The sequence below is a fragment of the Actinosynnema sp. NPDC004786 genome (assembly GCF_053601135.1).
In genome coordinates, this window is the sequence record NZ_JBSGBG010000003.1 from 259,618 (window position 1) to 270,168 (window position 10,551).

The 10,551-nt window shown below is 72.6% G+C and carries 10 protein-coding genes; 5 read left to right on the top strand and 5 right to left on the bottom strand.

The features are described 5' to 3' along the window. Positions 1–12 precede the first annotated feature (12 nt). The 5 genes from ACWEFJ_RS04655 to ACWEFJ_RS04675 are packed head-to-tail and all read right to left on the bottom strand — an operon-like array spanning position 13 to position 4,788. Positions 13–1,350: a sulfate adenylyltransferase subunit 1 gene (locus ACWEFJ_RS04655; protein WP_449712919.1), complete on the bottom strand. Its 1,338-nt coding sequence runs from the start codon at positions 1,348–1,350 to the stop codon at positions 13–15. Then, on the bottom strand, positions 1,351–2,256 hold the full coding sequence (cysD, locus tag ACWEFJ_RS04660; RefSeq protein WP_378089659.1) for a sulfate adenylyltransferase subunit CysD: 906 nt from the start codon (positions 2,254–2,256) through the stop codon (positions 1,351–1,353). It lies immediately after the preceding gene. Then, entirely contained in the window at positions 2,253–2,954 is a 702-nt protein-coding gene (locus ACWEFJ_RS04665) for a phosphoadenylyl-sulfate reductase (RefSeq protein WP_449712920.1), read from the bottom strand. Before ACWEFJ_RS04665 ends, cysD begins: the two co-directional genes overlap by 4 nt. Next, on the bottom strand, positions 2,951–3,109 hold the full coding sequence (locus ACWEFJ_RS04670) for an Insertion element protein (protein ID WP_123743578.1): 159 nt from the start codon (positions 3,107–3,109) through the stop codon (positions 2,951–2,953). Before ACWEFJ_RS04670 ends, ACWEFJ_RS04665 begins: the two co-directional genes overlap by 4 nt. After that, positions 3,106–4,788, bottom strand: coding sequence for a nitrite/sulfite reductase (locus ACWEFJ_RS04675; RefSeq protein WP_449712921.1), 1,683 nt, complete (start codon positions 4,786–4,788; stop codon positions 3,106–3,108). The genes ACWEFJ_RS04670 and ACWEFJ_RS04675 overlap by 4 nt, the downstream gene beginning before the upstream one ends. Positions 4,789–5,078: 290 nt before the next feature. Between ACWEFJ_RS04675 and hemW the strand changes: the two genes are divergently transcribed. The 5 genes from hemW (at position 5,079) to ACWEFJ_RS04700 (ending at position 10,355) form a co-directional block, all read left to right on the top strand. Continuing rightward, entirely contained in the window at positions 5,079–6,293 is a 1,215-nt protein-coding gene (gene hemW / locus ACWEFJ_RS04680) for a radical SAM family heme chaperone HemW (RefSeq protein WP_449712922.1), read from the top strand. A 188-nt stretch (positions 6,294–6,481) separates the two neighbouring features. Next, positions 6,482–7,504: a heat-inducible transcriptional repressor HrcA gene (gene hrcA, locus ACWEFJ_RS04685; RefSeq protein ID WP_378089651.1), complete on the top strand. Its 1,023-nt coding sequence runs from the start codon at positions 6,482–6,484 to the stop codon at positions 7,502–7,504. 82 nt (positions 7,505–7,586) lie between these two features. Then, a complete protein-coding gene (dnaJ, locus tag ACWEFJ_RS04690; RefSeq protein WP_378089649.1) occupies positions 7,587–8,738 on the top strand; it encodes a molecular chaperone DnaJ in 1,152 nt (383 codons plus the stop codon). Continuing rightward, the gene (locus ACWEFJ_RS04695) at positions 8,735–9,469 is read left to right on the top strand and encodes a 16S rRNA (uracil(1498)-N(3))-methyltransferase (RefSeq protein WP_378089647.1); all 735 of its coding nucleotides are present in this window, start codon (positions 8,735–8,737) and stop codon (positions 9,467–9,469) included. Before dnaJ ends, ACWEFJ_RS04695 begins: the two co-directional genes overlap by 4 nt. A 199-nt stretch (positions 9,470–9,668) precedes the next feature. Then, positions 9,669–10,355, top strand: a complete 687-nt coding sequence (locus ACWEFJ_RS04700) for an alpha/beta hydrolase family protein (RefSeq protein WP_449712923.1) — start codon at positions 9,669–9,671, stop codon at positions 10,353–10,355. Positions 10,356–10,551 lie beyond the last annotated feature (196 nt).

Below are 10,551 nucleotides of genomic sequence, written 5' to 3' on the forward strand. Positions count from 1 at the left end.
TCGCGCGACCCCTCACGGACCGGGGGAGACGAGGGCGTGGCTGTCCGGCTCGGCGGTGTCGCCGTCCGCGTCGTCCACGCCGTCCACCTCGGGCAGCGGGGCGCCCACGAGCCCGGCGGCCAGCGTGCTGCCGTCGCCCGCGTCGATCACCAGGAACGCGCCCGTGCGGCGGTCCTCCGCGTAGTCGTCCACCGGGATCGGCTCGGCGGTGCGCAGCGCGACCTGGCCGATCTCGTTGAGCGACAGGGACCCGGGCGCGTCGGTGGTGGCGAGCCGCTGCTCGTCGAACCGGGTGCGCAGCTCGGTCACGATCGCCTGCACGGTCCGGGTGCCGGTCTTGACCAGCACCCGCGCGCCGGGCGTGAGCGCCTTCTCCGACAGCCAGCACACGGTGGCGTCGAACTCGTCGGTCACCCTCGGCGGCCGGGTCGCGCCGGCGATCAGGTCGCCGCGCGCGATGTCCAGGTCGTGCGCCAGCAGCAGGGTCACCGACTGGCCCGCGGCGGCCTCCTCCAGCGGGCCGTCGGCGGTGTCGATGCCCGTCACGGTGGAGCGCAGCCCGCCGGGCAGCACGACGACCTCGTCGCCGACCCGCACGGTGCCCGCCGAGACCTGGCCCGCGTAGCCGCGGTAGTCCGGGTGCTCCGGGGTGCGCGGCCGGATCACGTACTGCACCGGGAAGCGGAGCGGCGCGTCCTGAGGGTCGGACTCGACCGGCACCGACTCCAGGTGCTCCAGCAGCGTGGGGCCGTCGTACCAGGGCGTGCGCGTGGAGCGCTCCACCACGTTGTCGCCCGCCAGCGCCGACACCGGGATCTCCACCACGGCGTCCTCGTCGTACCCGAGGGCCGTGGCGTGGGCGGTGAACTCCTTGGCGATGCGGGCGAACGTCAGCTCGTCGAAGTCCACCAGGTCGATCTTGTTGACCGCGAGCACCAGGCGCGGCACGCCGAGCAGCGCCAGCACGGCCGCGTGCCGGCGGGTCTGCTCGATGACGCCCTTGCGCGCGTCGACCAGCAGCACGCCGAGCTGCGCGGTGGACGCGCCGGTCACCGTGTTGCGGGTGTACTGCACGTGACCGGGGGTGTCGGCCAGCACGAACGAGCGCTTCGGCGTGGCGAAGTAGCGGTAGGCCACGTCGATGGTGATGCCCTGCTCGCGCTCCGAGCGCAGGCCGTCCACCAGGAGCGACAGGTCGGGGGTGGTCAGGCCGCGGTCGGCGCTGGCGCGGTGCACCGCGTCGAGCGTGTCCGCGAGGACCGACTTGGTGTCGTACAGCAACCTGCCGACCAGCGTGGACTTGCCGTCGTCCACGCTGCCCGCCGTCGCCAACCTCAACAGGTCGCTCATCTAGAAGTAGCCCTCCCGCTTGCGGTCTTCCATGGCGGCCTCGGACAGCCGGTCGTCCGCGCGGGTCGCGCCGCGCTCGGTGAGCCTGCTGGCCGCCACCTCGGCGATGACGGCGTCGATGTCGGCGGCGTCGGACTCGACCGCGCCGGTGCACGACCCGTCGCCGACGGTCCGGTAGCGGACGGTCTTCTCGACCAGCTCCTCGCCCTCGCGCGGGCCGCCCCACGGGCCTTCCGCGAGCCACATCCCGTCGCGCAGGTACACCTCGCGCCGGTGGGCGTAGTAGATCGACGGCAGCTCGATGCCCTCGCGGGCGATGTAGCGCCACACGTCCAGCTCGGTCCAGTTGGACAGCGGGAACACCCGGACGTGCTCGCCGGGGCGGTGCCGGCCGTTGTAGAGGTTCCACAGCTCCGGGCGCTGCCGGCGCGGCTCCCACTGGCCGAAGGCGTTGCGCAGGCTGAAGATCCGCTCCTTGGCGCGGGCGCGCTCCTCGTCGCGCCGGCCGCCGCCGAACACCGCGTCGAACCGGTGCGTGGTGATCGCGTCCAGCAGCGGCACCGTCTGCAGCGGGTTGCGGGTGCCGTCGGGCCGCTCGGCCAGCCGGCCATCGTCGATGTAGTCCTGCACCCGGGCGACTTCCAGCCGCAGCCCGTGCCGCGCCACGACCCGGTCGCGGAACTCGATGACCTCGTCGAAGTTGTGCCCGGTGTCCACGTGCAGCAGCGGGAACGGCACCGGCGCGGGCCAGAACGCCTTGACCGCCAGGTGCAGCAGCAGGGTGGAGTCCTTGCCGCCGGAGAACAGGATCACCGGCCGGTCGAACTCGCCCGCCACCTCGCGGAAGATGTGGATCGCCTCGGACTCCAGGCGGTCCAGCGTGTCGAGGACTGTCGCGGTGGTCATCCGTGCAACCCGCATTCGGTCTTGGCCAGGCCCGCCCACCGGCCGCTGCGCGGGTCGGACCCGGGCAGCGGCTTCGCGGTGCAGGGCGCGCAGCCGATGGAGGGGTAACCCGCCTGCACCAAGGGGTTCTCGAGGATGCCGTGGCGGGCGATGTAGGCGTTGAACTCGTCGTCGGACCAGGGCGCGATCGGGTTGACCTTGACCAGCCCGTTGCGCTCGTCCCACTGCACGATCGGCGTGTTCGCCCGGGTCGGCGCGTCCACGCGGCGCACGCCCGTGACCCACGCGTCGTAGTCCTTCAGGGTGCGCTGCAACGGGATGACCTTGCGCAGGTGGCAGCACCGGTTCGGGTCGGTCCGGTTGAGCTGGCCGAACTGCGCCTCCTGCTCGGCCACCGACTGCTCGGCCGCGGCGTTGACGATCCGCACGTCCGGGTAGACCAGGTCCACGGCGTCCCGCGTGCCGATGGTCTCGGCGAAGTGGTAGCCGGTCTCCAGGAACAGCACGTCCACGTCCGGCTTGACCTTGGTCGCCAGGTCGATCAGGACGGCGTCCTGCATGTTCGACGCGACGATCCAGCTCTCGCCGAACGTGCGGGCGGTCCACGCGAGCGCCTCCTCGGCACTGGCGTCCGCCAGCTCGACCGAAGCGGCCTCGGCGATCACCTTCAGTTCCTCGACCCTGGTGGGGGCGGTCATCGTTGCACCTCCTGAGGAAGGTTGAGACCAACGAACTTGACGGTGAACACGCGGCGGCAGGAGGCGCACAGCCACGAGTGGCCGGGCTCCTCCTGGGGACGGAGGTCCTCGTCGCCGCAGTACGGGCAGTAGAAGGGGGTGGCGCGCTCGCTCACTTCAGGTCGTCCTCGTCGGCGCGGGCGACCCACTGGGGGAAGCGCTCGTCCGGCTCCCGCTTGGCCACGAAGTTGCGCACCACGCGCTCCACGTAGTCCGACAGCTCGGCGGCCGTGACCTTGTGGCCGCGCAGCTTGCGGCCGAACCCGGCGTCCAGGCCCAGCCCGCCGCCCAGGTGCACCTGGAAGCCCTCGACCTGCCGGCCCTCGGCGTCGGTGACGATCTGCCCCTTCAGGCCGATGTCCGCGGTCTGGATCCGGGCGCAGGAGTTCGGGCAGCCGTTGATGTGCACCGAGATCGGCTCGGTGACGCCCGCCACGACATCGGCGAGCCGGGACTCCAGCGCGGCCACCAGCTCGACCGCGCGGGCCTTGGTCTCGACGATCGCGAGCTTGCAGAACTCGATGCCGGTGCAGGCCATCACACCGCGCCGCCACGGCGACGGCTCGGTCTGCAGCCCGAGCTTCGCCAGGTCGGCCTGGAGGGTCTTGACCTCGCCCTCGGGCACGTCGAGCACGACCAGCTTCTGCTGCGGCGTGAGCCGCACCCGACCCGAGCCCGCCCGCTCGGCCACCTTGGCCACCTCGACCAGCGTGGACCCGCTCACCCGGCCCGCGATCGGGGCCGCGCCGACGTAGTAGAGGCCGTCCTTCTGCCGGTGCACGCCGATGTGGTCGCGCGGCACGGCGGGGTTCTCCGGCGCGGGGCCGTCGATCATCCTGCGCTTGAGGTACTCGGTCTCCAGAACCTCCCGGAACTTCTCCGGGCCCCAGTCGGCGACCAGGAACTTGATCCGGGCCCGGTGCCGCAGGCGGCGGTAGCCGTAGTCGCGGAAGACGCTGACCACGCCCTCCCACACGTCCGGCACCTCGTCCACCGGCACCCACGCGCCCAGCCGCTTGCCGATCATCGGGTTGGTCGACAGGCCGCCGCCCACCCACACGTCGAAGCCCGGCCCGTGCTCGGGGTGCTCCACGCCGACGAACGCCACGTCGTGGATCTCGTGCGCCACGTCCGGCAGCCCGGAGATCGCGGTCTTGAACTTGCGCGGCAGGTTCGCGAACCGGGGGTCGCCGATGTAGCGGCGCAGCACCTCCTCGATCGCGGGCGTGCCGTCCACCACCTCGTCCGCGGCGATGCCCGCCACCGGCGAGCCGAGGATCACGCGCGGGCTGTCGCCGCACGCCTCCATCGTGGTCAGGCCGGCGTCCTCCAGCTTCTGCCAGATGGTCGGCACGTCCTCGATGCGGATCCAGTGGTACTGCACGTTCTGCCGGTCGGTGATGTCGGCCGTGTCGCGCGCGTAGGTCTGGGACAGCTCGCCGATCAGCGCGAGCTGCCGGGTGGTCAGCCGCCCGCCGTCGATGCGCACGCGCAGCATGAAGTACTCGTCGTCCAGCTCCTCCGGCTCCAGCGTGGCCGTGCGGCCGCCGTCGATGCCGGGCTTGCGCTGCGTGTAGAGCCCGTACCAGCGGAACCGGCCGCGCAGGTCGGCCGGGTCGATGGAGTCGAAGCCGCCGCGGGCGTAGATGTTCTCGATCCGCGACCGGACGTTGAGCGGGTTGTCGTCCTTCTTGCTCCGCTCGTTGGGGTTCAGCGGCTCGCGGTAGCCCAGCGCCCACTGCCCCTCACCTCGGCGCTGCTTGGGGCGCTGAGGCGTCGTCGTCGGGGGGACCATCCTCGTCCTCCGGGGTTCGGGGCGCTGGTGCGCGTGCGAGTCCCGGTGGAGCCGTGGTGGGGGTCTCGTCAGCGCACCCGGCGCCGACGGGAACAAAAAGGCAGGCGCGGGTTATGCCGAGCGACGGCACATCGCGCTGGAGACACGACGGAAGTCGACGTGGCGGCGGACCACCAGGCGCACTCCGGTCGATGTCATGTCGGTCAGCGTGCCACGCGTCCACCCCGTGGTCCACCGCCATCCGCATCGTGGGACGGGGTTGCGCTGCTGGTAGATGGGACAATGGGGCCATGCCCTCCGCCCTGCCGACCGGCGACCCGGCGCCCCCCGACGGCTCGCTGCCCCCGTCCGCGCTCACCGGTCTCGGTGACCGCCCGTTCGGGGTCTACGTGCACGTGCCGTTCTGCGCGACCCGGTGCGGTTACTGCGACTTCAACACCTACACGGCCGGTGAGCTGGGCACATCCGCCTCCCCGGCGTCGTGGCTGGAGGGCCTGCGGCGCGAGTTGGACCTCGCGGCGACCGTGTTGGGGGTCGCACCGCCGGCGGAAACGGTGTTCGTCGGGGGTGGCACACCGTCACTGCTCGGCGCGGCCGGGCTCGCCGACGTGCTCGACGCGGTGCGCTCCTCGTTCGGCCTCGCGCCCGGCGCGGAGGTCACCACCGAGTCCAACCCGGAGTCCACCTCGCCCGATTTCTTCGCCGCGATCCGTGACGCTGGTTACACCCGGGTGTCGCTCGGCATGCAGTCGGCCGCCCGGCACGTGCTGGCCGTGCTCGACCGCGCGCACACCCCGGGCCGCCCGGTGGCCGCCGCCCGCGAGGCCCGCGCCGCCGGGTTCGAGCACGTGAACCTCGACCTGATCTACGGGACGCCGGGCGAGTCCGCCGACGACCTCCGCTCCTCGCTGGACGCCGTCCGCGAGGCCGGCGTGGACCACGTGTCCGCCTACGCGCTGATCGTGGAGGAGGGCACCGCGCTGGCCCGCCGGGTGCGCCGCGGCGAGCTGCCCATGCCCGACGACGACGTGCTCGCGGACAAGTACGAGCTGATCGACGCGGCCCTGACCGAACACGGCCTGCGCTGGTACGAGGTGTCGAACTGGGCCGCGTCGGCCGACGCCGCGTGCCGGCACAACCTGCTCTACTGGCAGGGCGCCGACTGGTGGGGCGCGGGCCCCGGCGCGCACAGCCACGTGGGCGGCGTGCGCTGGTGGAACGTCAAGCACCCGGCGAAGTACAGCGGGCTGCTCGCCTCCGGCCTCTCGCCCGCCGCGGGACGCGAGGTGCTCGACGAGGACGACCGCCGCGTCGAACGCGTGCTGCTGGAGCTGCGCCTGGCCACCGGCCTGCCCCTGGACGTGCTGGACGACGACGGCCGCGCCGAGGCCAAGATCGCCGCCGACGACGGCCTGCTCGACCCGGTCGCCCTGGACCGCGGCCGCTGCGTGCTCACCGACCGGGGCCGCCTGCTCGCCGACGCCGTGGTGCGCCGGCTGACGTGACGGCCGACACCCGGTGATCCGCGGCGCACCCGACCGCCGGGAACACCGCCGTCACGCCCCCGGGCGGGGTTGAGCGCACGGGGCGCAACCGGGGTGAGCCGAAGCTCGGCGACTTTGTTTTCCGATCCGTGCCCCGACGTCCGTAAACTCAAGGTGAAGCAGGCAGGTACGCCCTGGAGGTGACGCGCGTGAACGCCGATGAGCGCCGGTTCGAAGTGCTGCGCGCGATCGTCGCCGACTACGTGTCGAACCAGGAGCCGGTCGGCTCCAAAGCCCTGGTGGAGCGGCACAACCTCGGCGTTTCGAGCGCGACCGTCCGCAACGACATGGCCTCCCTGGAGGAGGACGGGTACATCACCCAGCCCCACACCAGCGCCGGCCGCGTGCCCACCGACAAGGGCTACCGGCTGTTCGTGGACCGGCTCAGCGAGGTCAAGCCGCTGTCCACGCCCGAGCGCAAGGCCATCCAGAACTTCCTGGAGGGCGCCTACGACCTCGACGACGTGCTGCGCCGCAGCGTCCGCCTGCTGGCCCAGCTGACCCGCCAGGTCGCCGTCGTCCAGTACCCCACGCTCAGCCGCTCCACCGTCCGGCACATCGAGGTGCTCGCGATCACCCCGGCGCGCCTGATGCTGGTGCTGATCACCGACACCGGCCGGGTCGACCAGCGCTCGGTCGACCTCGGCGACGTGATCAGCGAGGACAACGTGGCCCGCATCCGGGCCATGCTCAACGGCGCGATGGTCGGCAAGCGCCTGTCCGACGCCTCCGCGGAGGTCGCCAAGCTGCCCGACGAGGCGCCGGGCGAGCTGCGCGACATCGTGCTGCGGGTGAGCACCGTGCTCATCGAGTCGCTGGTGGAGCACCCCGAGGAACGCCTGGTCCTGGGTGGCACGGCGAACCTCACCCGCAACGTGGCAGACTTCCCCGGTTCGCTGCGCCAGGTGCTCGAGGCGCTGGAGGAGCAGGTCGTGGTGCTCAAGCTGCTCGCCGCGGCCCGCGACCCCGGCCGGATCCTGGTGCACATCGGCGAGGAGAACGAAGCGGCCGAGATGCGCAGCACCTCGGTCGTGTCCATCGGCTACGGCAGCCGGGACAACCTGCTCGGCGGCATGGGCGTGGTCGGGCCGACCCGCATGGACTACCCCGGCACGATGGCGGCGGTGCGAGCGGTCGCCAACTACGTGGGTGAGATCTTGACCGGACGGTGACGGCGGGGGAACACCGCGGTCCCGAAGGACGTTCCGCAAGCGAGCGAGCGCGTGTCGAAGCGCGTTCGCAGGAGGAAACACGGTGGCGAGGGACTACTACGGCACGCTCGGGGTCGCCAAGAACGCGACTCCCGACGAGATCAAGCGCGCCTACCGCAAGCTCGCGCGGCAGCTGCACCCCGACGTCAACCCCAACGAGGAAGCGCGCTTCAAGGAGGTGACCGCCGCCTACGAGGTCCTGTCGGACCCGAAGAAGCGGCAGGTCGTCGACCTGGGCGGCGACCCGTTGGAGCCCGGCGGCGGTGGGATGCGCGGCGGCGGGGACCCGTTCGCGGGGTTCGGTCTCGGCGACATCATGGACGCGTTCTTCGGCGCGGGCGGCGGTGGCGGACGCGGTCCGCGCAGCCGCGTGCAACCCGGCTCCGACGCCTTGATCCGGCTCTCGATGACGCTGGAGGAGTGCGCGGCCGGCGCGTCGCGCGAGCTGACCGTCGACACGGCCATCCTGTGCGACCGGTGCGTGGGCAGCGGCTGCGCCGAGGGCTCGTCCCCGGTGCGCTGCGACACGTGCGGCGGCCGGGGCGAGGTGCAGTCGGTGCAGCGCTCGTTCCTCGGCCAGGTCGTGACCGCGCGGCCGTGCCCGGTGTGCCGCGGCCTCGGCGAGGTCATCCCGGACCCGTGCCAGCAGTGCGCGGGCGAGGGCCGGGTCCGCTCCCGGCGGACCATCTCGGTGCAGATCCCGGCCGGCGTGGCCGAGGGCATGCGGGTGCGGCTCGCGGGCCAGGGCGAGGTCGGCCCCGGCGGTGGGCCGGCCGGCGACCTCTACGTCGAGGTCGAGGAGGTGCCGCACGAGGTCTTCGAGCGCGACGGCGCGAACCTGCACTGCTCGGTGCGCATCCCCATGACGACCGCCGCCCTGGGCGCGGTGCTGCCGCTGCAGACGCTGGACGGCGAGGAGGAGCTGGAGATCGAGCCCGGCACCCAGCCGAACACCGAGCTGGTGCTCACCGGGCGCGGCATGCCCCGGCTGCGGTCCAGCGGCCGCATCGACGGCCGCGGCGACCTGCACGTGCACCTGGAGGTCGTCACGCCGACCAAGCTGGACGCGCGCCAGGTCGAGCTGCTGCGCGAGCTGGCCGTCGTGCGCGGCGAGGACGAGCCGACGCTCGCGCACAACGGCAAGGGCGGCGGCGGGCTGTTCTCGCGGCTGCGGTCCGGCCGCAACCACCGGTGACGCTGCCGGTCTTCCTGGTCGCCGCGCTGCCGCCCGGTGACGAGGCCGTCCTGGACGGCCCCGAGGGGCGGCACGCGGCCACCGTGCGCCGGTTGCGGGCGGGGGAGGAGCTGGTGCTCTCCGACGGCACGGGCGCGCAGGTGCGGTGCGTGGTCACCGAGGCCGTGAAGGACGCCCTGCGGCTGCGGGTCGTCGAGCGCTGGGTCGTGCCCGAGCCGTCCGTGCGCGTGGTCGTGGCGCAGGCGCTGGTGAAGGGCGACCGGGGCGAGCTGGCCGTGGAACTGGCCACCGAGGCGGGCGTGGACGGCGTCGTGCCGTGGCGCGCCTCGCGCTGCGTGACGAAGTGGGAGGACGGCCCGCGCGGCGCGAAGGCCCTCGAACGCTGGCGCAGCACCGCGCGCGAGGCGGCCAAGCAGGCCCGGCGGGCCCGCGTCCCGTCGGTCGCGGAACCCGTTTCGACGTCCGGACTCGCGCGGTTGGCGGCTTCCGCGGCGGCCACACTGGTTTTGCACGAATCCTCTTCGGCGGCGCTCGGATCGGTTCAGTTGCCCTCTTCGGGCGATGTGCTGCTCGTCGTCGGACCGGAAGGCGGCATCACCGACGAGGAATTGTCCGCGTTGACCGCGGCAGGCGCGCACGTCGTGCGACTCGGACCCACCGTTCTGCGGGCGTCGACCGCCGCCGCGGTCGCTTTGGGTGCGCTGGGTGTGCTGACCGATCGCTGGCGGTAATGGGCCTTGCTCCCTTCTGGCGAACACCTGACTCAGGGGTTACCCTCATGGCAGAGGGGCTGCATTCGCCTAGCCGCGATCAGCCGCTCCGACCGACTCGCCGGACACCTCCCCCCTCGGTCCGGCGCCGCCGCGTCGCGGTGGGACGACCCCCAGGTCCCACCGCGACGCGGCCTCTTTTTTGCCCAAGGGGTTTCGATTGCGCATCGTCTACGGCCCGCACCCCAGCCAGTTCGGCGAGTTTTCCACGCCGACTGGTGAATCATTTCCCGTTGTCGTGGTAATCCATGGTGGTTTCTGGCACCAGCGGTACGGATTGGAACTCGGCCGCCCCCTGGCCGCCGACCTCGTCGCGCACGGCGTCGCCGCGTACAACATCGAGTACCGGCGGCTGACCGGCGGTGGCGGGTGGCCCGCCACCGGCGCCGACGTCCTGGCCGCCCTCGACGCCCTCGACCCAGCGCTCGGCCCGGTCGTCACGCTCGGTCACTCGGCGGGCGGCCACCTGGCGGTGTGGGCCGCCGCCCGGCACCCCCGCGTGGCCGGCGCGGTCGCCCAGGCGGGCGTGCTCGACTTCCTCCGGCACCCGGCCATCACCCGCCGCGCCGCCGAACTGCTGGGCGGCACCCCGGACGAGGTGCCCGACCGCTACGCCGACGCCTCGCCCGCCGCCCAGCTGCCCATCGACAAGCCGATGGTCCTCGTGCACGGCGAGGACGACGAGGACGTGCCGTTCGAGCAGAGCGAGGCGTTCGCCCGCGCCTCCGGCGCCGACCTGGTCGCCCTGCCCGCCACCGACCACATGGCCCTGATCACCCCCGGCACCGCGGCCTGGGCCGCCTGCCGCACCGCCGCCCTGACCCTGGCCCACCGCACCCGACCGTAGAACTCACGTCCCCCGACCGTTCGACACACGCGCCGCGAACGTAGGACACACGCGCGTGTCCTACGTTCAGAACGCGCGTGTCCTACGTTCAGAACGCGCGTGTCCTAGAGCGTTATTCAGAAGGTTGATCTTGGGGTGGCAGCGCAACAGCCCCGTCTGGGTAGGGTCGGTTTCCTCTCACAGAAGCTCGACCAAC